The organism is Desulfosporosinus sp. BICA1-9, from assembly GCF_000802135.1.
Genome location: NZ_JUEE01000188.1, coordinates 1 through 26,251 on the forward strand (window position 1 = coordinate 1; position 26,251 = coordinate 26,251).

The following is a 26,251-nucleotide window of genomic DNA, read 5'->3' on the forward strand; positions in this document are numbered from 1 at the left end:
GCCACACTGCAACTCATTACGCATACTCCTGCAGTGTGGATTGGCAAGGCGCCGTGATGGCCGAGTGTCCCTGTAGCCATGGATGGCGAGAAGCGCAGGCGGCCGCCCTTTATAACAGTGACTCATAAATTTTAGTATATGCATAGGCAGATGGGGCCCAACTTGAATCCCGTTTCATGGCACTTTCTCTCAACTTAGTCCAGGCTGATTGGTCGGAGTAATAGAGCCTAACCGCCCGCTGTACAGCAAACAATAATTCGTGAGCATTATAGTTTGCAAAACTAAAGCCATTACCTTCACCTGTCAATTCCTGATAAGGAATCACCGTGTCTTTTAACCCTCCCGTTTCCCGTACGATCGGGATCGTTCCATAACGCATAGCAATCATTTGGGATATACCACAGGGTTCAAAGCGTGAAGGCATTAGTAAACTATCAAGCCCGGCATAAATTTTATGCGCTAATTGATCATTAAATTCTCTTCTGAATGCAACTTTTTCAGGATATTTGTCAGCAAACCCTTGCAATTTCTGCTCATAAGATTGTTCTCCTGTCCCAAGGATCACCATTTGGACATCCAACATCAGAATTTCTTCCATAACGAAACTGAGCAGATCCAGTCCTTTCTGATCGACCAAGCGGCTGACCATCCCTAGGATGGGTAGATCCCCTCGGACAGGAAGCCCTAAAATAGCTTGTAAATCCTTTTTATTGTCGTCTTTAGCTCGTGAGGCAACAAGATAAGGATCCGTATCAGGGTTATAGACCTCATAATCAATGCCATTGAGAATTCCAACCAAAGAATCCTGGCGTTTTTGTAAAATCCCTTCCAGCTTCTCTCCGTAAAACGAATTTTGTATTTCCTGAGCATAGGTTGGACTCACCGTTGTAATCGAGTCTGCATAGAGAAGACCCGCTTTCATGAAGTTAACTGCACCGTGAAATTCTAGAGTCTCCTCTGTAAAAAAGGTTTCGTCCAATCCGATCACGTCTGTCAGAACCTCTTTAGGGAAAATCCCTTGATACTTCAGATTATGAATGGTGAACACGGTGTTAATCGAATAATAGAGGGGACTCTTAGTATAAAACTCTTTGAGCATCAGAGGAATCAGAGCCGTATGCCAATCATGACAATGAATAATGTCCGGATTGAATTCCGGGATGTGAACGAGGCTTTCTAACACAGCCCGAGAAAAAAAAGCAAATCGTTCTGCCTCGTCAAACTCTCCATAGAGATTGGCACGCTTAAAATAATACTCATTGTCAATGAAGTAATAACGAACACCTTTACAGGTTAATTCTTCCAGTCCGCAATATTGTCGACGCCAAGCCAAAGGGACAGAAAAACGATTAATCTGTTTAAGTTCTTTGCGGAAATGTTCGGGGATAACACTATACTTGGGCATAATAACACGTACGTCAGCACCTTGTCTTTGCAAGGCACTTGGAAGGGAACCGCCAACCTCACCCAGACCACCAGTTTTGACAAAGGGATCTGCCTCCGCAATTGCAAATACAATCTTCATATAATCCCTCTTCTCTCAATCTTAGACTAATGAGCCTTTAAGTACGACCAAGGGAGTATTCTTGTTTCCCTTCAACACATTGCCTGCATGAACTTTAACAAACTTATCGAGAATAACATAATTCAAACTAGCCTCGGCTTCAATTTTACACTTTTGCATAATAATACAGTTTCTAATTACGGCTCCCGATTCTACGATCACACCTCGAGCTAAAATTGAATTATGGACCTCTCCTTCGATAGTACACCCACTTGAAATTAAAGAGTTTGACACCTTCGCCTGAGCACCGTGCTTAGTCGGAGGATTGTCCACAATTTTGGTATGAATCTGATCCTGACCTGTTAAGACTTCTTTGCGAATCTCTGGATTGAGTAATTCCATACTCCTGTCGAAATAATCTTTGACGGAATTTACGGTTCCAAAATAGCCCTTAAAAGGAACCCCAAATAGTTTAAGCGAACGAATATTTTCATAAATAGCGTCCATTAGGTTCACGGTTTCAATCGATCTATAACCTTCAATAAGTTCTAAAAGCAGCTTGCGCCGGATAATTAACATGTCCACAAAATAGGCCTGAGTTTGTCCACTAGTCTCTGCAGTATCATTTCCCAGAATATCAAGGACTTCTTGGTTATCTCCGATAATCAGGTGTTCTTTTCCCGCCATCGCCACAGAATCTGTGCTTTCTTTATAGATTAGAGTGATATCCGCCCGCTTACTCTCATGTATCTCTAAAGCTGCTTGATAATTGATATTAAAAACGTGATTACATCCGCTGATAATGATGTTTTCACAGAATTCTTTCTGCAGATACTCAATATTAAGCTGTAAGTCTTTTAATCTAAACTTTCCACTTTGTCCTGATAACCCTTGAATTGCTCCAGGTAAGATAAATAATCCGCCAGATTTCCGATCCAGAAACCATTCTTTTCCGGCCCCCAAGTGATCAAGCAACGACCTATAATGGCGCGGGGTCACTAATCCAATCGTCCTGATTCCAGAGTTAACCATGCTGGAGAGAGCAAAATCCAATAAACGGTAGCGTCCTCCAAAGGGAACCGCCGCTATTGATCGTTGGAACGCTAACCCCTGCAAAATATCAGAACTGTTATTTCCAAACAGGATACCAATGGCATTATGCATCTTCTTTCCCCCTTAGTTTATCTTAACATGCATTTAGATTGCTGCCCGCTTGGATGACAGAGCCTTTCTCTAGCACATAATGGTCCTCTAGGACTGTAATTCCAGACTGTTGCGGAATAGGGCCTGGTTCCCTCCCTAATGAGCAGTGACTCATAATTTTCGCACCTTCGCCAATAATTGTTTTATTAATCGTCGTTTCACGATGAACCTTAGCATGGGGGAGTAAGATTGAATCCTCAACAATAGACCCTTCTCCAACATAAGTCCCCGGCGCTAAAATTGAGTGACTCACCTGTCCCAGTACCACGCAGCCATTACTGATCAGGCTATTTTGGATTTTGGCTGTCGGACCAATATATTGAGGAGGTAAAATATCTTCATTGGAAAAGACCCTTTGCCCAGGATCAAATAGGTCTATCGAGTCTTCCCCGTCTAAGGACTCCATATTAGCATTATAGTAACTTTCTATCGTACCGACATCTCTCCAATACCCCTGGAAGTTATAAGCAAATACCTTCTTCCCTAATTCTATCTGTTTGGGTATGATATTTTTTCCAAAATCGTTTTCAGATAGAGGATCCAGGGCATCATCTATTAAGGCCTGTCTAAGGATTGACCAGTTAAAAATATAGATGCCCATCGAGGCTAAATTGCTCTCCGGATCTGGCAATTTTTCCATAAACTTGATTACTTTGCCCTCTTGATCAATAGTCACTATTCCAAACCGAGAAACTTCCTCCCAGGGAACTTCGATCGTAGAGACAGTAATGTCTGACCCGTTCTCCTTGTGATCCTTTAACATTGAGAGATAATTCATCTTATAAATATGGTCGCCAGAGATGATGAGGACATATTTGGGATCGTAGAAATTAATAAAATCAAGGTTTTGGTAAATCGCGTTGGCGGTTCCTTGATACCAACTCCCTTCATTATCTCCAACATAGGGTGGGAGAATATGCACGCCACCGAAGGGATTATCTAAATTCCAAGCAGAACCCAACCCGATATAGGAGTTCAGTAAATACGGCTTATACTGAGTGAGGACTCCGACTGTGTTAATATTTGAATTGGCACAATTACTCAAACTAAAGTCGATAATTCGATACTTACCACAAAAGGAAACCGCAGGCTTCGCAATATTGTGAGTCAGACCGCCTAGCCTACTTCCCTGTCCTCCTGCCAAAAGCATCGCTATACACTCCTGCTTTTGCATACTTTTCCCCCTTCTCTCCTCTGCTCCTGTCCACAGTAATTATGAAAACCCACTCTCTAGATCTTTTTCTATAAGGTCCGAGTATTAACCTTCCAGATTTGGTCCGCATATTCTTTGATGGTTCGATCGCTGGAAAAAACCCCTGCTTTAGCAATATTGATTAATGATGTGCTATACCAGTTGTCTTTTCTGGCATAGAACTGCTGAAGTTTTTGATAGGTTTCTATATAAGCATTAAAATCCTGAAGCACAAAAAACTCGTCATTGTAAATCAAAAGCGAATCAAATATAACTCTAAATTCATCACCCGCCGTTTCAAAAAATCCATTGACCAGTTGATCAACACAAAGTTTTAGGTCGGGGTTGGAGTAATAGTGATCCCAGGACTTATAGCCCCCTTCGCTAGAGTAGTTCAAGACTTCAGCTACCGTAAGTCCAAAGATAGAGATATTATCCTCTCCTACGGCTTCTTTGATTTCTAGATTAGCACCATCTAGGGTACCAATTGTAATGGCACCATTCATCATGAATTTCATATTTCCTGTACCAGAGGCTTCTTTACTGGCCGTGGAGATTTGCTCGCTAATGTCAGCCGCCGGATAAATCAATTCGCCAAGGGATACATTGAAATTCTCTAGGAAGGCAACCTTGAGCTTTTGATTGACACTTGGATCCCGATTGATTTTGTTAGCTAGTGTGTTGATGAGTTTAATAATAGTCTTAGCATAATGATAACCAGGTGCTGCTTTGCCACCAAAAATAAAGGTCTGCGAACTAACCACTGAATTCGGGTCATTGATGGCTTGGTTATACAAGTACATAATTTTTAAAATGTTGAGAAGTTGTCGTTTATAGGCATGGATTCTCTTGACCTGAACATCGAAGACTGATAATGGGTCAAGTTCCAAGCCTTGTGTCTCCATAACTCTCTTAGCCAATTGGCATTTATTGAGATACTTTACCTTAGCGAGCTTTGCCAAGAAACTAGCATCATCTTTAAAAACCTGTAATTGATTAAGTTCCTCAGCTTTCTTTTTCCAATCTGGGCCTATTGCCTCCGTAATTAGCTCAGACAAGCCTGGGTTAGAAGCCAAGAGAAACCTTCGATGGTTGACACCATTGGTCTTATTACTGAACTTATAGCCAAAAATACGGTAATAGTCTTTAAAGACTTGCTGCTTTAAAATTTCTGTATGCAAAGCCGCAACTCCGTTGACTGAAGAGCTACCGATTACTGCTAAATTTGCCATGTAAACTTGTCCATCTTTGATAATCTGCGTAGTCTGGATGAATCTCCAGTCGTCTAAGAACCTCTTCGCCAAGCGCGCTTTAAATTCTCGATCGATCTCTTCAATTATCATGTAAATTCTCGGCAAAAGTCCTTTAAATAACTCAATCGGCCACTTTTCCATAGCTTCCGGCATAATGGTATGATTGGTAAAGGACATGGTGTTGACGGTTATGTTCCAAGCTTGGTCCCAGCCTAGGCCTTCTTCATCAATCAGGATGCGCATTAATTCGGGAATACAAAGCACCGGATGAGTGTCATTGATATGAACGGCCACCCACCGTGAAAAATCAGCTAGTGTTTGATTGCGCTTTTTATAGCTTCGCATGATCGACCCTAATCCAGCGGCTACAAAAAAATACTCCTGCTTTAGTCTAAGTTCCTTACCTGAGCGACTGTTGTCATCAGGATAAAGAATATAGGAAATGGCTTCGACCTCTGACTTTAGACTAACGGCCTGTTCAAACTCACCGCGGTTGAAACAAGCAAAATCCAACTCATGACATAACGGTTCCGCGCTCCATAATCTCAGATTATTGATATTGGCTAGATTATCATAGCTCATGACCGGAATATCATAGGGAACCGCTAAGACAGGCTCATAGTTTTCATGATAAAACATTAATTTCCCTTGAACACATTCCGTTCTAACATTGCCCTTAAATTTAACAATCACGCTCTTATCAGGTCTAGGTATTTCCCAGGGGTAACCATTTTTTAACCAATTATCCGCAACCTCAATCTGGGCACCCTCTCGAATCTTTTGCTCAAACAAGCCATACTTATAGCGGATTCCGTTACCGTGCCCTGCTATTCCCAAAAAAGCTATAGAGTCTAAAAAACAGGCCGCCAATCTACCTAAACCGCCGTTTCCTAAACCCGGATCCACTTCTTGCATTAATAAATCATCCAAGTTAATCATCAGATCCTCTAAGCCTTCCCGTACCATTTGCTCAATGTCCAGATTAACCAAATAATAATGGAGAAGTTTACCGATCAGAAACTCCATGGAAAAATAATAGACTTGTTTTGTTGGGGTTACTGAGCTCTTCATTGGAGCCCGGTTAAAACTCATTTCTTCTTTAAGCAGCAGGACCAAGGTTTTATATTTAGTCCGTAGCGTACCTTCATCCAGGGTAATCCCTTCTGTTTCCCTAATTTTGGTGAGGTAAGCTTGTTTAAAACTCTCTTTATCTGCGAACAATGCCACGGCCCCTGTCTAATTTATATTTTTACTTGGACTAAATATGACGATTGCTAAGGGCGGGACAGTAATTCTTAAAGAAAAGGCTTGTCCACGCCAAGCAACCTTCTCGGCAACGAGCGCTGAAGAATTTAGCTGGTTTGAACCGCCATAGATCTCCTGGTCAGAATTAAAAATCTCCTGATAAACTCCCTGTTTAGGAACCCCTATTCGAAAGTTCTCATAACAACTAGGCTGTAGATTAATCAGCACAATCAGAAAATCATCAGGATTCTTTGCCCGACGGCAGAAAACGAGAATACTTTGCTCCTGGTTATCGGCGTCCATCCATTCAAACCCCGACCAATCATGGTCGTTTTCCCACAATGCCCTTTCTCGTTGATAGAGTTTATTGAGGTTCCTCACATAGTCTTGATAGTGTTTATGCATCTCATAATCCAAAAGGAGCCAATCGAGTTCTGCGTCATAACGCCACTCTATGAACTGAGCAAACTCTCCTCCCATAAACATCAACTTCTTGCCTGGATGACCCATAAAGTACCCCAATAGTGCCCTTAATCCTGCAAATTTCTGCCAATAATCACCGGGCATTTTATCTAACAGTGACAGCTTACCGTGAACAACTTCATCATGTGAAAGTGGCAAGACAAAATTTTCCGAAAAAGCATAGGTCAAGGAGAAGGTTAATAGACTATGATGGTCTTTCCGACGTGAAAACTCAAGTTGCATATAGCGTAATGTGTCATTCATCCAACCCATATTCCACTTATAGTTATAACCCAGTCCTTTGAGATAGGTAGGGGAAGTAACGAGTGGCCAATCGGTCGCTTCTTCCGCAATCATGAGGACTCCTGGATAGGCTCGAAACACAACCTCATTGAGTCGTTGCATAAAAGCCATGGCCTGCAAGTTTTCCCGTCCTCCATAGATATTGCGTTCCCAAGGCTTTCCTTGTTCATAATCTAGATAGAGCATGCTACTGACTCCATCCACTCGGAGTCCGTCAAGATGATAGGCTTCCAGCCAGAAAAGGGCATTGGAAATCAGAAAACTCCATACTTCTGTTTTAGCAAAATTAAAATTATAGGTTCCCCATTGTCCATGTTCGTCCTTTTCAAAGACTGGCGTCCCATTGAATCGTCCCAAGCCATGGGCATCTTTAACAAAATGCCCTGGTACCCAATCCAAAATCACTCCGATGCCTGCTTGATGACAACGATCAACAAAATACATAAACTCCTGAGGTGTTCCATATCGGCTGGTGCAGGAATAATACCCTGTCACTTGATATCCCCAAGAACCATCATAAGGGTGCTCCATAATCGGCATCAGCTCGATATGGGTGTAACCCATATCCAAAACATAATTTAACAATTCCTCAGCGAAGTCCTGCCAGTTGTAAAAGCCCCCATCCTCTTTCCTACGCCAGGAACCCAAATGGACCTCGTAAATTAAGATCGGCTTCTCTTGCCGATAACTTGTTTCTCTTTGAGAAATCCATTCCTGATCTAGCCAATTATAGCCTTCTAGAGAATAGACCTTAGAAGCTGTTAAAGGCCGTAGCTCAGAGTAGAAGGCGAAGGGATCAGACTTCAAGAGTACTTCTCCACCCTTTACCTGAATTGAGTATTTATATAATTGTCCCAGAAGAATCTCCGCAATGAAGAGTGTCCACACACCCGTATTACCGACTTTAGTCATTGGATTTTGCTTAGCAGACCAGTGATTAAAATCCCCTACGACAGACACAGCCTCGGCATCTGGAACCCAAACTGCAAAGAACGTTCCTAGCAAATCGCCGTCTGCAATGCTATGAGCACCAAACTTCGTATAACTCTTATACAGCTCCCCGCTGTTAAAAAGATATAGTTCTTCAATACTTAAAAACCGCTCACTATCCATAGTTCCAGCCTCTTTACAATATTTTCTTCCTCTGTGATTATATTCTATTTCATAAGGGTTTCTCCTTTGATTTAAGTTAATTTTTTTTTTAAAGGAGTTAACAAAAGACCGCCCCTTCTAATGCAGCGATGCCCACTTATCCTCACCAATAGAATATTTAAATACCCTACCTATTTGTCGATATGGAACTTATGATCAACATATGATTATCCAGTTATAAGTCACCAAGGCTAGAAAGTTTCTACCCCTCTAGCCTTGGTGACTTATAACTTCATTATTTTATGCCCTTAGCCCAAGGAAACTAGCCCGGGGACAATTCCCACTCTCCACTACACAAACCAAACCTAAATTTGCTTTTAATTAAATTTTTTAGGTCTTAATCGTTCGCTCAAGAAGGACCCTAACCAAGAAGATCCTACCGTTAGACACGCAAATAAAATAGTAAGCTCAATTAGAGTTAGCTCCTTAAAGGAATATAGCACTAAGATAATAACTGCCGGTGCACTGAGACTAACCCACGACAGCCCTGGTTTACTTTTTTCTATCAAGCCAAAAATTAATCCTAAGATGACGTAGGTCGCGATCACTAGTAGGAACGTGAAAAGTCGTTCTCTAGGAGAACCACTACTATCGGAATAAACAGAGTAGCCCATTTACAAGCATCTTTCATTATACCAAAATCTAGGCTCAAAAATATATCTATTGTGGTTCTCCGAGCAGGATTGTAGCTATTCTTGATATGCTTCCCATTGCTCAAAACACTTTTCCAGCTTTTTCTCCTGAGCTTCCTTTTCTTGAAATAGCTCGTTTAAACGATTGGCATCCAGACCAAACTCCATCATTTTCCTGTCAATCATTTTAATCTTACCTTCATATTGTTCAATCTCTTCTTCAAGGAGCTCTAGTTTTTTAAGATTAATCCTCTTAGGTTGCTGGGATGCCACCCTTTTCTTAATCTCCTTAGTTGCCAAACTTGAGGCTGCTACCTTAATTTCTCCCATTTCTTTTTTATGTTCTTCTAGATAATAGCTGTAATCACCGTGATAGACTTTGATCCCTTTATTCTGAATCGCCATCATCTTATCCGCCACTTTATTAATAAAATAACGATCATGAGAAACAAAAAGTATCGTCCCATCAAATTGAATTAGGGTTTCTTCTAAGACTTCCCTAGAATCAATGTCCAAATGATTGGTTGGCTCATCCAAAATCATAAAATTCACCTTTTCAAATGTCAACGAGCAAAGCTTCAACCTGCTTTTTTCTCCACCCGATAATGATTTTATCTTCTTATTAACGTCTTCCTTCATAAATAAAGCTTTTGCTAATTGAGATCTTGCTTCTCCTAAGGTCAACTCATGTAACTGTGTAAAATACTCTAGAACTGTCAGCTCTTCATCTTCATAGACCACGTTCTGAGGTAGATACCCGATTTTCACTCGTGAGCCTAGTTTTATCGAACCAGCATCTGGTTCTAATTCATTAAGAATCATTTTCAACAAGGTTGTTTTGCCACTGCCATTACTCCCTACTATACAGACACTGTTTTGATAAAAAACAGTAAGTTTAACGTCATGCAGCAAACTTTTATCCCCGAATTGTTTGGCAAGTCCTTCTGTTTCAAGGACCTTTTTCCCTGTTCGACCGCTTGCCTGAGCATCGAGTCGAACCTTTCTCTTTTCAAAAATAGGTCGATCCAATGTTTCTATCTTTTCTAGTCGTTTTTCTAATTCTTTAGCACGCCTGAACATTTTATCGCTGTCTCTCATGACACCCCAAATCCGGTATCTCTCAATTTGTCGCTCCATATTTTCGATCTTCTTTTGTTGATTTTGATACATCTTATAATCGATTAAGAAGCGACGTTCCTTTTCTACAACATAATAGCTGTAATTGCCAAGGTAAGGTACAGCCCGGTTAAATTCCAGCTCCACAACCTTATGGACAACGCTGTCTAGAAAATACCGATCATGAGATACCACAAGCACAGATCCCTTGTACTCCTTTAAAAAACCTTCTAACCATTCAATCGCTTCTAAATCCAAATGATTGGAGGGTTCATCCAGTAATAAAATATCTGGCTCTTCCAAAAGGATTTTAGCTAACATAACCCTTGTTTTTTCTCCGCCACTCAATTGCTCGAAGGGCATTGCTTTTAAAAGGTCTGTAATTTGAAGACCTTCTGTTACTTTACTAATTCTCGTTTCTATGTCATACCCACCAAGGGTTTCAAATTGCTCCGTTAAAAGCCCATAGCTTTGAATCACTTTTTCTAAAGCATCTCCTTGAAGTTGCTCGAGCCTTTCTTCTAGAGCCTTCATCTCTTGCTTAAGCTTAAAAACAGGTTTAAAAGCAAGTTCTATAACTTGAATTGTGGTTGCACTAGCCGCAAAAACAGGCATTTGATTGAGATAGCCGACTCTCGCGTCTTTCCGAATGGCTATAGTACCCTCTTGGTAATCCTCAACCCCCGTGATCATTTTTAAAATGGTCGTTTTACCACCACCATTTTGTCCAATCAAACCGATTCTTTCTCCAGTTTTTAAATCAAAGGATATGTTCTGAAATATTTTATTAGCACCATAATATTTGGTCATATTGTTAATACTGCACTCGATCATTGATTTGTCCGCTCCCAACTAAAGTTCCCTTATACTCCTGTCAACCTTATCGGCCGTTTGAAATAATGCCAAGCCCATACAACACTAGTCAACTCCCAGCCCTCTTGCCCATACTCATTGAGGATTCTAGTAGTTCTTTCTCCAAGTCCAAGAATCAAAACACATATATATTCGTACTTTTGCATCCTTACGCTCTCCTTAAACTTCCAGATTTTCTATAAATAATATCTCAATAATGAACCGTTGCCCTTTTCAGAATACATTCCGAACGTCATTAATAATAACCTTCTTCAGTACCAATTTCTTGAAATCTCCTACTTTCTAATTCTAACATATCCTATCAAAAACATATATTCACATGCCCAGTAATGTTGTCTATTTTTAGCATTGACTACGAAGCAGTATTCACGTTATCCTAACTTTAGTTCATCGATTATTGTAGTAAGAAAGGAGCACAAAACCGATGTTTGCAACCGTAACTTCAGATTGTATCGGGTGTGGTGCCTGTGAAGCGATTTGTCCTCAAGTTTTCAGGATGAATAGCTATGAAATTGCCGAAGCTTACATAAATCCGGTTCCTCAAGCCGCCGAAGCATCAACTAAAGAAGCTGCAAAAAGCTGCCCAGTTGCAGCGATTATTTTAGAATGATGCAGAATTTTCTATCCTAAAAACAGGGAGGCTATCCCAAATAAAATCGTACTAATCCCCGCAGCAATGAACGACGGCCTCAACTTGAAATGGGCATATTCCATCAAGGGAACATCCAGAATCGTACACAAGGTCACCGTATTATCGCTTAAGGGTGAGGCAAAAGCCCCAAACGTACCGCTGGCAAATACAGCCCCTATAACCAGAGTAATATCGGACCCAGTCTGATGAGCAAGCGTTACCGCGAGGGGCATTAACAAACCCCAAGTTCCCCATGAGGAACCGATAAAGTATGAAAGCACGCATCCTAACAAAAAAACGACAGGAGCAATAAAGGCAGCCGGGATCCAGCCAATCAAATGTGCTGCAATATAATTGGAAAACCCTAGATCCTCAGAGACTGCGGATAAAGCCCAGACTAAGGTCAACATGAGGATGACAGAGACTAATTCGTTGCCACCTTTGACAAAGTGAGTCACTAATTTGGCAATGCTAAAGCGTTGAACGAGATAAAAAAATATAGCTAACATCAATGTGATAAACAATGCCTCGAGCATAACATTGAGGGGATCCGCTTTGACAAAGGCGTCAATAAAGCCACTCGCTTGGCTATGCTCATCCCACCAACTTAAAAAGAGAGTCATCAACAGTACAACACTAAGGGGCAATAAGAGGTTACAAGGCTTACTGGGGGTATCCTTTTCATAGGCCTGCAGACACTTTTTCAATTCTTCTTCCTTCTGATCATTAAGGTTTCTCCCATCAGGATCCTCTGTATCATTAGCAAAGTCTTTGAAAAAACTATAGTAAATCCCTATCGCTATAATGATTAGCGAAAAAAAGTTAAATGGAATACTCTTAAGATAAATACTGTAGGAACTATCATTGATTCCAACCTTTTGTAGGGCTGTCCCAGTCAAGGACACCATATAACCTACAAAGGCTGTCGCTATAGGCACAAGCACAACGACAGGATTTGAAGTAACATCAATGGCAAAGCCAATCTTCTGAGAAGACATAGGCAGTCTCTTTTTTAAGATCTTCATAATGGGGGCAATCGTCACAATCCGAAAGTTAGGATTATTAAAGGTTCCTAACGTTGAAAGCCAAATGAGCAGCATTGCTGCTCGTTTGGTTTTTACTTTACGCCCTACAAGGTCGACAAAACCTTTAATTCCCCCGGTCATCTGAGTTAAACTGATCAGCCCTGCAAAAACATAGAGGAAAATGATCATGCGAATATTATTGGGTTTAACCAGGTTGTCAGCGATATAGGAGATCAGAGTTTGAATTCCTCCAAAGAGATCGGGTTGTTTAAGGTAACAGCCTAGAAGCAAACCCGCAAATAAACCCGGCAGAACTTGCCTAGATAAGATCGCAATAGGAATAACAACGAGAAATGGTAAGAGAGAAACCCAAGAATTGTCCATATAGATAGACCCTCCATCGCACTCAGTGTGCCCTGAAAGAGCAGAATAATGTGCTAAGAGTGTCAACTATATCCCATGGATCTTCCGAGAGTTCCTTTGCCTTTCTTCGCCTGCTAATGCAACCATTTATGACGTTGCTTAAGTGCATTTTTCATATCCTCAATAAAGGCTAATACTTGATCCTCTTTCGTTGACCAGGAGGTGACAAGGCGAACTGCAGAGTGATCAGCATCAACCTTTGACCAGACATAGAATGAATAATTCTTATGAAGCTCAGTGATCAAGCTATCGGGGAAGATTGGAAATAATTGATTTGATGGCGAGTATACCAAGAATTTAAAGCCTGCTTTGCCGATTTCAGCCCTGAGCAAAGCCGCCATCTTATTAGCATGCTTGGCCAGATCGAAATATAGGTTATCTCTGAAAAGCTCAAGAAACTGTATGCCTAGCAGTCTCCCTTTTGCGAGAAGTGCTCCTTTTTGCTTCATATAAAATCGGAAATCTTCCTTAAGCGAATCTCGGCAAATTACCAGTGCTTCACCCATCAGTGCTCCATTCTTGGTTCCTCCAATATAGAAAGCATCCACAAGTGTTGCCAGATCAGAAAGATCTAGGTTACTCTCTTCTGAACACAAAGCCGAACCCAGCCTAGCACCATCCATGAACAAATAGAGATTATTTTCCTTGCAGAACCGACTTATCTGTTCCAGTTCAGCCTTATTATAAATTGAGCCGATTTCTGTCGGATTTGAAATATAAACTAACTTAGGCTTCACCATATGCTCATCCGTATGTGAATCAAGAGCAGCCTTTATGTGCGAATCGTTTAATTTCCCATTAGTTACTTCTATGGATATAACTTTATGTCCTGTGGCCTCTATCGCTCCTGTCTCATGCACCAATATATGACCAGTGTTGGCTGAAATTACTGCTTCATGAGGCCTCAAAAAAGCTGAAATAGCGGTAAGATTCGTTTGGGTACCACCTGAGAGTAGATGAATATCGATATCATTTCTCCCTATTCTTTGCTTTAAAAGTTCAACCGCTTGTTGTGTATAGCCATCCTCTCCATAGCCTTCAACCTGCTCAAAGTTTGATTCCATCAAGGAGTTCAATATTCTAGGATGTGCACCCTCACTGTAGTCGTTCTTAAAACTGTACATTGTTAAGACTCCCTCTTTTCCTATTCGCTTGGTTACCTAAGCTCAATGGCTTTAGTAGTGTTTTCTGTTCTTGATTTTTCGATTCTGTCCATTTACATGCTTTAATAAGTAATTTAACTGTAATAAAGCGAGTCTACAAGACATAATTCTGCGTTTTTTCACTAAACCCTGCCAGTATCTGTTTTTATACTATCATATACAAGGGAATTTCGGGAATCGCCTGGAACATCGAGAACCCGTCGCCAAAGATGCAGGTTGTTCACCCTAAGGGCTATGCAACAATTTAGAGCTATATTAAATGAAAAAAGAAAAAAGGCCACTCATTGAGTAGCCTTAACATCTAATATTGAATCCCGCAAAGTTCCTCCAGAATTAATGGATACACGGCTCTAGATTAATCTTTAACCAAACATTACCAAACGTTATTAACCGGAGAATATAGGTTTGTAGCTAATGCACCTTACAACTAGAAATCAAAACCAGATAAAACGCAGCTCTGTTACCACCCAGTAAGGGAATCAAGACTTTAACCTAACTAAACGTAAACCAGTCAAAAACAAAGTTCAAAGGTAACTAAACTAATCTGGACAAATCCTCCACTATTTCTTCAATACTTTAGGTCCAACTGGGATCAATCTGAAAACAGTCATTAAGGAAAATTCGATTTTTGGAACGCAGGCCGGAATTTTTTGGAGAAACAAAGGCTAACTTAATTAGGCTAACCGAATTCAATATAAACAACAAACGGGCTAATGACTAACCACTGACCACTAAACTACTAACCATTAAACTAACTATCCACTAAACCAAACTATCCACTAAACTAAACTATCCACTAAACTAACTATCCACTAAACTAACTACCTAAACGACTGACTGTTCATGCAAAAATGAATCTTTCTCAACTGACTAAACCACTATTACCAACTGACTTGCTTCTACTAATGAGAGGAACTTTGCGGGAAAACTTTCTTTCTAACAACAAAAACCACCCTCTTAGGTGGCTCCAATTCTTCGAAATTCAGCATCGGAACTTAACTAATTGCGATGCATAAACCTTCGATGAATCGAAACTTTACCTAGCACGCGACCAATAAGTTTTTAGAAATCTGAATCTTTATTAATGAGTGTTTATACCTTTATTATACGTAAATCCGGTACTCTGTCAAGTGCCTTGAACAAAAAAACCTCTGGCTCAACCATTGAAGCCGTAATCTTATGATTGATTAAATAAGAGGAAAACAAGGGGACAGGTTCCTTGTTTCCCCCTCTTGTTTACAAGACGAGAGCCGTTCTTTAAAGCGCTTTCTTTGTGGTCTCTTCTATAATTCTGTTGCCCGTTCTAAGAGGGCTACAAGTAAATCCACTGCTGCTTCAACATCCCGTTTGTCAAGCATTTCAGCTGGGCTGTGGACATATCGAGTGGGGATGGAAAGAACTCCTGAGGGCACCCCTCCCCTAGACAAATGAATGGCACCCGAATCCGTTCCACCATACTCTAAAACCTCCCACTGGAAGGGAATCTTCCTTTCCGTGGCTATAGCAGCCATCCAACGCTTAATCCGAGGAGAGGTAATCATAGAGTGATCAAGCACCTTAATCCCTACTCCACTTCCTAGTTTTACTGACATTGGGTGCGCTTTGGGGGTATCTCCGGTAGCCGTGACATCCACAGCAATCGCCAAGTCCGGTTCGAGAGAATAGGAGGCCGTTCGGGCACCGCGAATCCCAATTTCTTCTTGCACCGTAAAGACAAACGCTAACTCATTTGTGGATTTGGTTCGTTTGAGTGCTTCTATTGCTACAAAACACCCAATTCGGTCATCGAGGGCCTTCGAGATTATCTTCGATTCCGATTCTACGAAATCCCCAATAAAAACTGCCGTTTCCCCTATGTGGACAATCTGTTCAGCCTCTTCCCGTGAAGACACACCAATATCGATATAGAGCTTATCAAGCTTGAGATCGCTTGGTTTATCTAATTTTTCAACTCCGATGGTTCCGATCCTGCCCTTGCTAAACTTGACTCTCTGTCCAACAAGGTTGGGGATACGCACTCCACCGAGGGGGGTAAAACGCAAGAACCCTTCTTTATCAAGATGGGTGATCATCAAGCCGATTTCATCCATATGAGCAGCAACCATGATTTTCTTACCAGTTCCATGACGTACGACCATGAGATTTCCTAAGGTGTCCGTCTTAAGTTCGTCACAGTAAGGGCGCAGTTGATTCGCTATGAATTCCGCCACTCGCTCTTCGGAACCGGAAGGACCAAATATTTGGGTTAATTGTTCAAGTATTGTAAAATCCAAATCCATCACACTTTAGCCTCCTTATCCATCGAGCTAATCTCAAGCTTACGCGGAAGTTCTTTTAATAATTCATGAACTAGGTTAAGACAAGCTGTATAATCCTTTTCTGAGATAACCGAGGCAAAGGAATGAATATAACGACAGGGTACACTTAAAGCAATTGTCGGGATTCCAGCTTTACTAACATGAATAGTACCAGCGTCGTTTCCACCACTGCCTCCACGCCGAAACTGCAGTGGAATTCCTTTATGACGAGCTATGTCCGTCACCCACTGGATAAGTTCGGGGTTGAAAAAAGTTGCTCTATCCATGAGCGAGCAAGCAGGGCCTTGGCCTAACTCCGTAACCCAGCCCTCTTCTTCGCAATCAAACACATCAGCCGCTACCGTTCCCTCAATGACTATCGCAAAATCTGGGGCGACGTGATAGGCTGCGACCTTGGCACCCCGAAGGCCTACCTCCTCTTGCACAGTAAATGCAGCAACTAGAGGGAAATTATAGTCTTGCTTAAGCAACTCAACCAAGATGGCACACCCTATCCGATCATCAAAAGCCTTTCCTTTGTATAGACCTTCTCCGAAAGGCTCGCATTTCGTCATAAAATAAGCATAATCGCCCAGTTTAACTTTCTTGGCAGCGTCTTCTTTGGATTTAGCCCCGATATCAATATAGAGTTGGTCAAAGGACAAAGCCTTTTGACGTTCAGACCGTTTTTGTAAATGAATGGCTTTAGCTCCGATTACCCCGACGAGGGATTCATTAATTTGTACTGGTTTAGACACCAGAATTCGAGCATCAATTCCACCAACCGGCCGGAATTTGAGAAAACCGTCACTAGTTATCTCGATGATCATCAAGGCTACTTCGTCCATATGAGCGGCAAGCATAACTTTCGGACCAGGAAGATGCCCGTTTTTAGTCGCGATCAAATTCCCGATTTTATCGACGTTGATCGTCTCAACAAAGGGTTCAATCTGTTGGCGCAAGAAATTACGGACCAGGCCTTCAGCCCCTGAGGTGCCGTTTAATTCGCTCAGACTCTTTAATAACATAAAAATCCCTCCAAATTGTCTGGTAAGGAGGCAATAAACTGAGCCAGTAGCTTTCCAGAATTAAGGACGTCTTGCATATCTAGAGTTTCTACAGAGGTATGCATATAGCGCAAAGGAATAGAGATCAGTCCGGTAGGGATCCCTGCTTGGGTTACTTGAATAGCCCAAGCATCCGTTCCAGAATGTCCTGGGATCGGTTCAATCTGAATCGGCAAACGGTGCTCTTGAGCGGATTCTGAGAAATGACGGTAAATGGCAGGATGAATATTGGGGCCAAGCGCCACTGCCGGCCCTTTGCCTAAATCAATGGTAACTTGACCCTTAGTATCCGGTGTGCTGGCGTGGGTAACATCAATGGCCACTGCTAAATCCGGATTGAGCGTATAAGCACTGGTAAGAGCTCCCCGGAGTCCTACTTCTTCCTGGGTCGTAGCCACCGCAATCACATCGTGAAAATGCTGGAGGCGGGAGAGTTCTTCTAGGCAAACCATCATCACCACAACCCCAGCACGATCATCCAAGGATTTTCCCGCCATCACATGCTTAAGCAAAGGATATAGTTCTCGCTTTAGGGTGATTATATCTCCGACTTGGATAATCTCATTAAGTTTAGCGGGGGAAAGTCCAACGTCAATCGCCATTTCCTCCATCTTAACCGCTTGATTCAAGTCCTCATTCTGTAATAGGTGTGGAGGCAAAGAGCCAATGATGCCGGGGATGGTCTCTCGTCCATGAACAAGTACCTCTTGGGACAAGAGGGTTCGCTGGTCTACCCCACCAATAGAAGTAAAACTCAGAAAACCTCGGGGATCGATCTTCTTGACGATAAGGCCGATTTCATCCATATGAGCAGCTAGCATAATTTTCGAACGCTTACTATTGCCTTTTTTCAAAGCATAAACATTGCCAAACGTATCACACCGTACCTCATCAGCTAATGGAGTAAATCGCTCCATGACCAAAGAAGCGATAGAAGCTTCATAACCCGAAACCCCTGAGGCAGTAGATAAAAGACTAAGGAAATCTCTCGCGCTCTGCATTTGCGCGTTGATCAAACGCTTCACCTTCTCTCGGAAACATTGTTTAAACGTTATTTATATATTACTTCTACTTTCCATTCGGAATATCCTTCTCAAGACATTTCCCCCAACGGGGGTGAAACAGGGGGACAGGCACACTGTTTTCTCCTCTGTTTCTCCCTCTGTCTCCTCCCACTTTTTCCTCATATACAACGAAACAAGGAACCTGTCCCCTTGTTTCAGCTTTATAACTCGAGCGAGAGTTTACTTGAGCATAGATAAAGCGCCGTCTGGGGGCCAACATCTATTCTATTCACAGCTTGGAAATGTGTTCTCATTTCCTTTTCCCCATGGCGTACAAATCCGAAGTAATCTCCACCTTCTGCCCATTCGATAAGATCCGTAAGAAATCGACGCTTTTGGTTATAATCATAGAAAAGGACCCGACCATGGGAAAGTCTGCTGGCCTCAGCATAGATACTTTGACGCAACTCAGAATTCAACCCATGCAAAACATAGGATGAGAGCACCAAGTCAAAACTTTTAGCAGGAAAATCCAATCCCTTAGTAACATCCCCCTGTACTAACTCAATCGACCTCCCCGGAGTGGACTTTTTAGCTGCTCGGAGCATCGATGAGGAAAAATCTACTCCCACGGCCCGATACCCTCGCTCCGCTAAACAATATATAAAGGCTCCTGTACCACACCCTATATCCAAAACTCTGCCTCCAACTGGAATATTCAGCAACTCTTCATATTTGTCCAGAATAGCGCGATAATTCCTAACTTGACCTCCAAAAAAGACATTGTAGACAGGAGCAATTAGGTTAAATAATCGTGCATGTTTTTCTAATTCTCCCATTTTCTTCCTACCTTTCCTTTTCGCTATTTCTTTGAACAATTATCTGGTCTCCACCCTGTTTAGGATTGATTCATAGTAATGGCATTGACAATTTTGGAAATGGATGGTTTTATTAAAGTAATACTCATCTTAGCCAAGGAACTTGAGATTGAGAGGTGCTTTTTTGGATGAAACAATAATACAGGCTATTATAAATGCTCAAAATACTCAAGTAAAGGCTGTACTTGCGACGATTATCCGCACTGAGGGTTCGACACCACGTGATCTGGGTACCCAAATGTTGGTCATGGAGACTGGCCAAACAATAGGAACTATTGGAGGAGGAACTGCAGAAAAACTGATCACAAAACAGGCACTGGCGTTGTCGACTGCTGAAAGTGAAGCAAGCACTGAAATACATCGCCTAGAAATTAATCAGGAGACTATTACTGCTGGAATCGCTGTTTGTGGGGGCAATATGGAGGTTCTATTGGAGCCAGTTCAGGGAAATCATTTCTGGAAAATTGCTCAGGATCTCCAGATGAGTGGAAAAGATGTTGTGCTAGTAACTTCCTTAGCTAATTCCTCCATTTTCTACTTTTCAATTATTTACTATATTACTACATCTAGTTGCTTTATATCTATACCTCGTGCTGACCTTAGACGGCATCGAATGTCCTCCTCTTTCAAATAAATTCGTCATACTTATTGCAAAAAAGAGTACTAATAAATATCGCGTTCTTGATAAACGGGAATCTTACCTAAGGTCAGGGAAAAGCAGAAAATAATCTACTCGATATAAATGAGAGGAGGGCACCCAACTGGATTCTTCAAAGGTTGTCAATATGATTCCAAAACCTAAAATGAGTAAAAGCCTTATCACATCTGGCCTAGTGCTTCTAGTCCTTATTTTCTTGGGGCTAAATGCCTTTGTCATCGTGAATGCAGGTCAAAGAGGCATCGTTCTTCAATTAGGGGCAGTGAGCCCGATCGTTTTAACTGAAGGGATTCATTTTAAGATCCCCTTCATTCAAGACGTGATCCATGTTGATGTACGAGTCCAAAAATCTCAATCCGATCAAACGGCCGCTTCAAAAGACCTACAAATCGTTACCACAACTGTCGCAGTTAACTTTCACCTTGAGCCCAGTGCAGCGAATAAGCTGTATCAAAGTGTAGGTTTATCCTATGGAGATCGAATTGTAGATCCCGCCATCGGCGAAGCAGTAAAAGCGGTTACTGCCCAATACACTGCTGAGGAGCTGATCTCAAAACGTTCAGAAGTTAGTTCCAAGATCAAAGAGACACTGTCGTCAAAATTATCCACTTATTATATGATTCTTGATGAAATTAACATTACAGAATTCAAATTCAGTGAGGAGTTCAATAACGCAATCGAGCAAAAACAAATTGCTGAGCAGCGAGCTTTAAAAGCCAATCTTGATCTTCAGAGAATCGAAATTGAGGCTAAACAGAAAATCGAGCAAGCTAAAGCTGAAGCTGAATCGTTACGTCTCCAAAAACAAGAAGTCACCCCGGAACTTGTTAAGCTAAGAGAAATTGAAGCTCAAATTAAAGCCATTGAAAAATGGGATGGTAAACTTCCAAATGTTACTGGTGGCGCTGTTCCTTTTATCAATGTCAATGGCGCCCAGTGAACTCATTCACCCCATCAAATGAAACTCCCACTTACAAGAAGTGGGGGTTTTTTTAGTGTAAGATGAACTATTTTACCAAGTTTTACATAAAATTATTTAAAGGACATTTGCATATTTCGTCGAATAATTTATGATGTGCCGTAAAAAGGAAAAATAAGGCTGAATCTAGATTCATCTAGAGCGGGGGATATTTTTATGGGGTGAAACGCGCATTATACGCGTCGGGCTTACACCTTCTTGCCCGAATCCGTCAACTAACCTCGTAAGCTATGAAAGGTGAAAAACAATGCAACTCGATTTCAAACAATCTTTCCGTAACACTCTCCAAAAAATATCATGGAAATCACCGAAAGTCATCGGTGGTCTAGCAATTACAATTATCCTAACTGGAGGACTGACCAATTATCTTTCGACAACGACTTCTGCGGCTGTCGTAATGATTAACGGTCAAGAGATTGGCTTAGTTCGTGATGTTAATACGGGTAATAATCTGGTTGAAACGATTCTAGAAGAACATGGCAAGCCCTTCGGGCTGATTGCCAAAACCCATGACCAAATTACCTATGAAAAGGTTAGGGTAAATCGAACAGCCTATGATGACTCTGCTTTAAGCGAACAGACATTGGAAGATAAATTGGGATTTTATCTTGATGGTTATAAGTTAGAAGCAGATGGTTCTGTAATTGCAGTTTTACCCAGCAAAGAAGATTCCGATAAAGTTCTTAAAGACTATGAATCCTATTATGTTAAACCCAGTGAGGAAAATAAGGTCACTTCGGTTAGTTTTGCCGAAGAGGTTCATGTCGAAGAGACAGAGGTCCAACCAGATCAAATGATCCAAGTTGATCAAGCTTTTAAGAAGTTAGTTGATGGTAAAATAAGGACAAAGGATTATACTGTCCTAGCCAACGATTCTTGGTGGCTTATTGCGCGCAAAAATAATATGTTGACAGATGAAGTATTAGCCGGTAATCCAGGAGCAACTAAAGATACAAAGTTGCAACCCGGCCAAATTATTAAGCTTGTGGATTCAACACCCTATCTTACTGTCGTGAGTCAGGGAACCTATTCGGGTCCAGAGACAATCCCCTATGATGTCGTAACAAAATCTGATAACAGTTTAGGATACGGCAAAACAAAAGTCATTACTCAAGGTAGTAATGGCTCAAAATTAGTTACATATTCTTATGTGCAAAAGAATGGGATTGACGTTACTAAGCAGGTAGTCGATGAAAAAGTCATTCAAGCTCCTGTCAATCAAGTAATCGCTAAAGGCCCCAATAGTCGGCCTGTCACTGTCGCTTACGCAGCTTCTCGTGGAAGCGGTGGTTCTTCAAGCATCGTAGATTTCGCCCTTAGTTTGCAAGGGACGCCCTATGTTTTTGGCGGAACAACACGCAGTGGCTTTGACTGTTCAGGTTTTACCAAGTATGTCTTGGCAGGTGCTGGGATATCCCTCCCTCGTACATCGTTCAGCCAATTCGCTTCAGGAACTGCAGTGGGCAGAGATGGTCTTGTGCCCGGTGATTTAGTATTCTTTACAACCTATGCTAAGGGTGCATCACATGTGGGCATTTATACCGGAGGAGGACGTTTTGTTCATGCCAGTAACCCTAATAGTAATGTAAAAGTATCAAGCCTTAGTGATAGCTTTTACGCCTCCCGTTACCTCGGGGCACGCAGATATTAGAGATTGAATATGTACTAATACCGGTTACCACGTGGTAACCGGTATTAGTGTTAAGCGTTTTTTTCAAATGCTCGCCCCAAAAGTATAGCAATATAAAGATAAAGCCCTCTGTACCGTGAATTATTACGGCCCAAGAGGGCTTTTGAACACCCTAAATCACATTCGGATGGCAGTTTCACCAAATTTCTCGATGAATACAGGTTTCATCGTATCGGTCCGTAGCTTGTATAGTTTCGACAGGATATCCTAAGGAAATGATGCTAGATGGCACCATTGTCTCTTTATTTCAGACCTATTTCCTATTTCTCTTATAATCCGTTTCGATGAGCATGAATGGAATTAACGTAGTATTGTCAAGTTCCAAAAGAGCTTGAGATGCATCATCTAATGATTAGCGCAGCTTCCTTTGTCATTCTTCTATCAGTATGCCCTTTTATACAAAGTAAGTTACCATAACAATCATAAGGATGATGCCTTCGAGAAGCAGTACAGGGCGTAGCGACTTAAAGATGTCTCCTTTGAAGTATTCCCCCGTTACAATTAGGCAAAGATGCGCCGGCGAGAGCATCGCTCCGGCGATACCCATGATGTACGCGGTGGTAGCTGTATTAATACTACCTGGTGCAAGAGCTGCAATAATCGGGAAAGTGATCGCAACAACGGCTTGGGGGGACCCAGTGAGGATTCCGACCATCAGAGCACTGAGTCCAAGCATGATTGCGATGGGAAGATTTGTGCCTTGTAAAAGCGCAACAAGTTCCTGCACCAACCCTGAGGCCGTTAGGACATTTTGAAAGAACATGATACTGAGAATTCCCAAAAGGAGTTTTTTCTCAAATGAATTAATCATCATACGGATCACTTGTTTCCATCGTAAGCGCAAGATTACAATCATTGCGAGGACGACTAATCCCATGGAAACCGCTGCACTCAAATGAAAGGTGACCACGAGGATGATGTTTACGATAATTGGGCCAAGTGCCAGGAGTATATACCGCACAGAGTGCCAAGAAGTTTTAGTCAAAGTGGATTCAACAAGAGTGGCTTCTAGCGAAGCAGAAACTTCAAGCTTGGTTTGATTTTCCAGTTGCTTTTGAGGGCGGAATTTTACCCCTGTTAGAAGGAATATCCAACCCAGGATCAGTGCCAAGAATGTATATCCTACCATGTGAGTTACTAAGGTGCCTAAGGGAATAGATGATATTTGACTACCGAGGATTAAGGCAGGAACAATAGGATTCGAATATTCCCAGATATGGCGAAACCAATAGTTAATAGTAACCTTGTTTTCCGGAGTAAGATGGTACCTTTTGCTAGCGTGCTCTACCATGGGTGCCGAGAAAATTGCTCCACCCAACGAGGGAAGTAAGCCCAAGAAAGCAGGCATGAGAGCGAGTAGGACGCGATCACTGCGCAGCATTGTTTTCATAGACTTCATAAAACCTTCTATGGTTCCACTCGTGCGTAGAAGGTGCTCAAGGCACATGACGAAAAACATCGCTAGCATGACTTCCCAGGTTCTTATTTCCAGTAAGGTAGCTTGAAGTGAAGCAGATGCTTTTTCCCAGGTGGGCGAAGCAATTAAGAATAAGATAATCGAGCCTGCTAACATAGCATACCCGATTTGAACGCGCCTCCGCAGAAGCCAAATAACAAGGATCAAGGTGCTTAGAATTTTCGCCATGACGATCATGGGTTTCAACGTCCCTTCTATTTCCAGATGGCCTAGGGGAATTCCCCTAGCCAATAAACATCATTCACTATAAACCCTCTCACTCGTTTTTTCAACGTGTTTTTTTACCCAATCCCCCTAGAATACTGTATTATCTTCAACAGAAGAATACATGAAAAGCTAAAGTCAATTCCATAGTTTTTGATTGACTCCATGTGTTATAGTTACCCTATAATATGGGATAGGTATGGTCATTATAATTATTTATGGTAGAGAGTTATCTTCTCGCTTTTGGGTCAAATTTATAAAGGTCAGGTGATCGTAATTATGAGGCCTAAACTATGTCTCCCGGGTAATACAGGAATCAATTTATCCGCCAAACTCGTTGCTGAATTGGCTCAGCATCCCAACATCATGGGTATCAAGGATAGCGGCGGAAACATTGTCCAGATCGCGAGCAATGCAGCGGTGACTGCTCGCTTTGGGATTGCCGGCCTTAAAGCCGCCTTAGATATGCTCGGCTATTATGGAGGAGATCCCCGCCCCCCTCTTCTCCCTATTGGAGAGGTAGAAAGAGCAGAGCTTAAAGAAATTTTAACCCGTACACAATCGTCACTAACCATGGTTAAAACCCGCTAGTCCTAAACAAAGGAGCTACTTCAGTCTGAAGGCAGCTCTTTTGTTTTTAGAAATCAACTCCTTGTATCCCAGTATGTTTCTACTTTATAATAATATAAACTATAAGTAAGGGAGAATAAGATGAGGCCAAAAGTTTTTATTGCTAAGAAAGTTCCTAAGGAAGTGGAAGACTATATCGATCAATATTGTGACTACGACACATGGAATGGGTCAGGACTTATTCCTCGTAATGAACTCCTAAAAGTTATTGGGAACTCGGATGGACTTTTGACAAACAGAGAATACATAAATCAAGAATTACTGGATTCTGCTCCAAGATTAAGAGTTGTAAGTAATATCTCTGTTGGATATAACAACTTTGATTTGGGAGCCATGAAGTCTAGAGGGATAATTGGAACAAATACTCCCACTGTCCTTGACGACACTGTGGCAGATTTGGTATTAGGCTTGATGATAGCAACAGCCCGCCGGATTCCCGAACTAGATCGATTTGTAAAGGCAGGTCAGTGGCGAGGGGTCGTTGGAGAAGAACTGTTTGGCACTGATGTTCATCATAGGACAATCGGGATCATAGGTATGGGTAGAATTGGAGAATGCATAGCAGAAAGGGCAAAATTCGGCTTTAAAATGCGTATCCTCTATTGTAACCGTACGCGAAAAGTTGATGTCGAAAATAGAATGGGTGTTGAGCACTGTTCCATGGAACAGTTACTTCAGGAGTCGGATTTTGTTGTCCTTATGACCCCCCTTACCCCTAAAACGGTAAATATAATGAGCGATAGAGAATTTAACCTCATGAAACGGTCAGCAATTTTTATTAATGCTTCACGTGGAGAGACAGTTAATGAAAATGCCCTCATAAAAGCACTTGCGGAGGGAAAAATTTCTGGAGCTGGACTTGACGTATATAGTAAGGAACCCATTGAACCCCATAATCCACTCTTAGGGATGCAAAATGTTGTAACTATCCCTCACATTGGATCGGCCACGGCCCAAACGCGTTTTGATATGGCGATGCTAGCAGCCGAAAATCTCGTCAGAGCGCTTATGGGAAAAGAACCACCAAATCTAGTCCCGGAATTAAGAGAATCAGTCAAGTAAAAAGGAAAAGGAACCTAGCCTTTAGCGAAGGCTATCGCCTTAGTTGCATTGCGCTGCAAAAATAGGGTTGTAACCTACTTCAAAACAGAAGTTTGTTACAACCCTATACTATCGTTTAAATGATTAAA

20 protein-coding genes and 1 riboswitch are annotated in these 26,251 nt (G+C 41.7%); of the genes, 6 read left to right on the forward strand and 14 right to left on the reverse strand.

What is annotated here, in order from left to right; all coding sequences use genetic code 11:
* Positions 1-109 precede the first annotated feature (109 nt).
* The 7 genes from glgA to JL57_RS35335 all read right to left on the reverse strand — a co-directional run bounded on the left by glgA (position 110) and on the right by JL57_RS35335 (position 11,081).
* Entirely contained in the window at positions 110-1,525 is a 1,416-nt protein-coding gene (glgA, locus tag JL57_RS23325) for a glycogen synthase GlgA (protein WP_034144326.1), read from the reverse strand.
* A gap of 21 nt (positions 1,526-1,546) precedes the next feature.
* Positions 1,547-2,668, reverse strand: coding sequence for a glucose-1-phosphate adenylyltransferase subunit GlgD (glgD, locus tag JL57_RS23330; protein ID WP_034144327.1), 1,122 nt, complete (start codon positions 2,666-2,668; stop codon positions 1,547-1,549).
* A 22-nt stretch (positions 2,669-2,690) separates the two neighbouring features.
* Positions 2,691-3,881, reverse strand: a complete 1,191-nt coding sequence (locus JL57_RS23335) for a glucose-1-phosphate adenylyltransferase (RefSeq protein WP_034144328.1) — start codon at positions 3,879-3,881, stop codon at positions 2,691-2,693.
* A 68-nt stretch (positions 3,882-3,949) separates the two neighbouring features.
* Positions 3,950-6,373: a glycogen/starch/alpha-glucan phosphorylase gene (locus JL57_RS23340; RefSeq protein ID WP_034144329.1), complete on the reverse strand. Its 2,424-nt coding sequence runs from the start codon at positions 6,371-6,373 to the stop codon at positions 3,950-3,952.
* A 15-nt stretch (positions 6,374-6,388) separates the two neighbouring features.
* On the reverse strand, positions 6,389-8,275 hold the full coding sequence (gene glgB, locus JL57_RS23345) for a 1,4-alpha-glucan branching protein GlgB (RefSeq protein ID WP_034144330.1): 1,887 nt from the start codon (positions 8,273-8,275) through the stop codon (positions 6,389-6,391).
* Positions 8,276-9,003: 728 nt separating this feature from the next.
* Entirely contained in the window at positions 9,004-10,896 is a 1,893-nt protein-coding gene (gene abc-f / locus JL57_RS23350; protein WP_034144349.1) for a ribosomal protection-like ABC-F family protein, read from the reverse strand.
* A 29-nt stretch (positions 10,897-10,925) separates the two neighbouring features.
* Entirely contained in the window at positions 10,926-11,081 is a 156-nt protein-coding gene (locus JL57_RS35335; protein WP_291300469.1) for a hypothetical protein, read from the reverse strand.
* Between the two features lie 278 nt (positions 11,082-11,359).
* Between JL57_RS35335 and JL57_RS23355 the strand changes: the two genes are divergently transcribed.
* Complete coding sequence (locus JL57_RS23355; RefSeq protein ID WP_034144331.1) at positions 11,360-11,545, forward strand: ferredoxin; 186 nt, start codon at positions 11,360-11,362, stop codon at positions 11,543-11,545.
* An 11-nt stretch (positions 11,546-11,556) separates the two neighbouring features.
* Here the strand turns inward: JL57_RS23355 and JL57_RS23360 are convergent, their stop codons facing one another.
* The 6 genes from JL57_RS23360 to JL57_RS23385 all read right to left on the reverse strand — a co-directional run bounded on the left by JL57_RS23360 (position 11,557) and on the right by JL57_RS23385 (position 19,384).
* Positions 11,557-12,975: a Na+/H+ antiporter NhaC family protein gene (locus JL57_RS23360; protein WP_034144332.1), complete on the reverse strand. Its 1,419-nt coding sequence runs from the start codon at positions 12,973-12,975 to the stop codon at positions 11,557-11,559.
* A 113-nt stretch (positions 12,976-13,088) separates the two neighbouring features.
* On the reverse strand, positions 13,089-14,138 hold the full coding sequence (locus tag JL57_RS23365) for a low specificity L-threonine aldolase (RefSeq protein WP_034144333.1): 1,050 nt from the start codon (positions 14,136-14,138) through the stop codon (positions 13,089-13,091).
* Between the two features lie 1,322 nt (positions 14,139-15,460).
* Positions 15,461-16,456 (reverse strand): M42 family metallopeptidase, encoded by a 996-nt coding sequence (locus tag JL57_RS23370; RefSeq protein ID WP_034144334.1) that lies wholly within the window; start codon positions 16,454-16,456, stop codon positions 15,461-15,463.
* On the reverse strand, positions 16,456-17,502 hold the full coding sequence (locus JL57_RS23375) for a M42 family metallopeptidase (RefSeq protein WP_034144335.1): 1,047 nt from the start codon (positions 17,500-17,502) through the stop codon (positions 16,456-16,458). Before JL57_RS23375 ends, JL57_RS23370 begins: the two co-directional genes overlap by 1 nt.
* Positions 17,493-18,557, reverse strand: coding sequence for a M42 family metallopeptidase (locus JL57_RS23380; RefSeq protein ID WP_034144336.1), 1,065 nt, complete (start codon positions 18,555-18,557; stop codon positions 17,493-17,495). Before JL57_RS23380 ends, JL57_RS23375 begins: the two co-directional genes overlap by 10 nt.
* 209 nt (positions 18,558-18,766) lie before the next feature.
* Positions 18,767-19,384, reverse strand: a complete 618-nt coding sequence (locus JL57_RS23385; RefSeq protein WP_034144350.1) for a class I SAM-dependent methyltransferase — start codon at positions 19,382-19,384, stop codon at positions 18,767-18,769.
* A 163-nt stretch (positions 19,385-19,547) separates the two neighbouring features.
* Here JL57_RS23385 and JL57_RS23390 point away from each other — a divergent pair, with 163 nt between their 5' ends.
* The 3 genes from JL57_RS23390 (at position 19,548) to JL57_RS23400 (ending at position 22,711) form a co-directional block, all read left to right on the forward strand.
* The gene (locus JL57_RS23390) at positions 19,548-20,057 is read left to right on the forward strand and encodes an XdhC family protein (protein WP_034144337.1); all 510 of its coding nucleotides are present in this window, start codon (positions 19,548-19,550) and stop codon (positions 20,055-20,057) included.
* A 127-nt stretch (positions 20,058-20,184) separates the two neighbouring features.
* Complete coding sequence (locus JL57_RS23395; protein ID WP_034144338.1) at positions 20,185-21,021, forward strand: prohibitin family protein; 837 nt, start codon at positions 20,185-20,187, stop codon at positions 21,019-21,021.
* 147 nt (positions 21,022-21,168) lie between these two features.
* Positions 21,169-21,305: riboswitch (cyclic di-AMP (ydaO/yuaA leader) on the forward strand.
* Between the two features lie 2 nt (positions 21,306-21,307).
* Positions 21,308-22,711, forward strand: coding sequence for an NlpC/P60 family protein (locus JL57_RS23400; protein WP_034144339.1), 1,404 nt, complete (start codon positions 21,308-21,310; stop codon positions 22,709-22,711).
* Positions 22,712-23,144: 433 nt separating this feature from the next.
* On the opposite strand, the gene JL57_RS23405 is transcribed toward JL57_RS23400, so the two are convergent.
* A complete protein-coding gene (locus tag JL57_RS23405; protein WP_291300470.1) occupies positions 23,145-24,458 on the reverse strand; it encodes a DUF401 family protein in 1,314 nt (437 codons plus the stop codon).
* A 252-nt stretch (positions 24,459-24,710) separates the two neighbouring features.
* Here JL57_RS23405 and JL57_RS23410 point away from each other — a divergent pair, with 252 nt between their 5' ends.
* Positions 24,711-25,022, forward strand: coding sequence for a dihydrodipicolinate synthase family protein (locus tag JL57_RS23410; RefSeq protein ID WP_034144340.1), 312 nt, complete (start codon positions 24,711-24,713; stop codon positions 25,020-25,022).
* A gap of 120 nt (positions 25,023-25,142) precedes the next feature.
* The gene (locus JL57_RS23415; protein WP_034144341.1) at positions 25,143-26,123 is read left to right on the forward strand and encodes a D-glycerate dehydrogenase; all 981 of its coding nucleotides are present in this window, start codon (positions 25,143-25,145) and stop codon (positions 26,121-26,123) included.
* Positions 26,124-26,251 lie beyond the last annotated feature (128 nt).

Excerpts from the sequence above, each read along its gene's own strand:
- JL57_RS23360 (WP_034144332.1), bottom strand. The coding sequence starts at position 12,975 with ATGGACAATTCTTGGGTTTCTCTCTTACCATTTCTCGTTGTTATTCCT.
- JL57_RS35335 (WP_291300469.1), bottom strand. The coding sequence starts at position 11,081 with ATGCAAAAGTACGAATATATATGTGTTTTGATTCTTGGACTTGGAGAA.
- JL57_RS23355 (WP_034144331.1), top strand. The coding sequence starts at position 11,360 with ATGTTTGCAACCGTAACTTCAGATTGTATCGGGTGTGGTGCCTGTGAA.
- JL57_RS23370 (WP_034144334.1), bottom strand. The coding sequence starts at position 16,456 with ATGGATTTGGATTTTACAATACTTGAACAATTAACCCAAATATTTGGT.
- abc-f (WP_034144349.1), bottom strand. The coding sequence starts at position 10,896 with ATGATCGAGTGCAGTATTAACAATATGACCAAATATTATGGTGCTAAT.
- glgA (WP_034144326.1), bottom strand. The coding sequence starts at position 1,525 with ATGAAGATTGTATTTGCAATTGCGGAGGCAGATCCCTTTGTCAAAACT.
- JL57_RS23365 (WP_034144333.1), bottom strand. The coding sequence starts at position 14,138 with ATGTACAGTTTTAAGAACGACTACAGTGAGGGTGCACATCCTAGAATA.
- JL57_RS23415 (WP_034144341.1), top strand. The coding sequence starts at position 25,143 with ATGAGGCCAAAAGTTTTTATTGCTAAGAAAGTTCCTAAGGAAGTGGAA.
- JL57_RS23335 (WP_034144328.1), bottom strand. The coding sequence starts at position 3,881 with ATGCAAAAGCAGGAGTGTATAGCGATGCTTTTGGCAGGAGGACAGGGA.
- JL57_RS23385 (WP_034144350.1), bottom strand. The coding sequence starts at position 19,384 with ATGGGAGAATTAGAAAAACATGCACGATTATTTAACCTAATTGCTCCT.
- JL57_RS23410 (WP_034144340.1), top strand. The coding sequence starts at position 24,711 with ATGAGGCCTAAACTATGTCTCCCGGGTAATACAGGAATCAATTTATCC.
- JL57_RS23400 (WP_034144339.1), top strand. The coding sequence starts at position 21,308 with ATGCAACTCGATTTCAAACAATCTTTCCGTAACACTCTCCAAAAAATA.
- glgD (WP_034144327.1), bottom strand. The coding sequence starts at position 2,668 with ATGCATAATGCCATTGGTATCCTGTTTGGAAATAACAGTTCTGATATT.
- JL57_RS23375 (WP_034144335.1), bottom strand. The coding sequence starts at position 17,502 with ATGTTATTAAAGAGTCTGAGCGAATTAAACGGCACCTCAGGGGCTGAA.
- glgB (WP_034144330.1), bottom strand. The coding sequence starts at position 8,275 with ATGGATAGTGAGCGGTTTTTAAGTATTGAAGAACTATATCTTTTTAAC.